Source organism: Dietzia sp. Die43 (assembly GCF_024519835.1).
Classification (GTDB): Bacteria; Actinomycetota; Actinomycetes; order Mycobacteriales; family Mycobacteriaceae; genus Dietzia; species Dietzia kunjamensis.
This window is the reverse complement of the sequence record NZ_JALJRF010000062.1, coordinates 1-861: the sequence shown is the minus strand read 5'-3', so window position 1 is coordinate 861 and position 861 is coordinate 1. Positions and strand designations below refer to the sequence as shown.

General features: G+C 65.5%; 1 protein-coding gene. It reads left to right on the top strand.

Features of this window, described 5'->3' with window-relative positions; genetic code table 11:
• The coding region (locus NR111_RS18240; protein WP_256821628.1) for an IS1634 family transposase at positions 1-861 on the top strand (861 nt) is incomplete at both ends.

The window sequence follows — 861 nt, the reverse complement described above, 5'->3', positions numbered from 1 at the left end:
GGTCAGCGGCCGGCTGGTGGTGCGCGAGCACCTCGGTTCGGCTCACACCCCCGGCGAGTTGGCGGCGTTGATCGAGGTCGCCAAGCAGCGCATCCAGGGCGATCAGCAGGCGTTAGACCTGGAGTTGAGCGAGTGCGGCGCCGCGGTGATCGACGTGCCGGCAGCGACAGCCGCGCGGATCCAGCAGTCCACGGCGCGGATCCTGTGGCAAGGATTGACCGGTACGTACTCCAGGCTCGGCTTCGACGTGGTGGGCGATACGGTGTTCCGCGACCTGGTGCTGTGCCGTGCGGTGGAGCCGACCAGCAAGTTGGACTCGGTTCGGGTCCTGGGCGAACTGGGGACGAAACCACCGCACGGCAACACGCTCTACAACTGTCTACAGCGAGTGGTCGGCCGGGACTACCGCGCGCTGATCGCCACCGCCTGCTGGGCCCACGTCAACCGCGCCGGAGGCCCCGGTGTCGCGTTGGTGCTCTACGACTTGACCACCTTGTACTTCGAGGCAGAAAAAGAAGATGACCTGCGCAAAGTCGGTATGAGTAAAGAGCGCAAGGTCGACCCGCAGATCACCGTCGGCCTGCTGGTGGCCCGGGACGGGTTCCCGCTGGACGTGCACGTCTTCGAGGGCAACAAGGCAGAGACCAAGACGCTAATCCCGGTCATCACGGCCTTTCAGAAGCGCCACCAGATCAGCGACATGGTCGTGGTAGCCGATGCCGGCATGCTGTCGGCGGCCAACCTCAATGCGCTGGAAGATGCGGGCCTGTCGTTCATCGTCGGCTCCCGCACCTCCAAGGCGCCCAAGGAGCTTGAGGATCACTTCGGCCGCCGCGGCAACGTGATTGCCGACGACGGCGT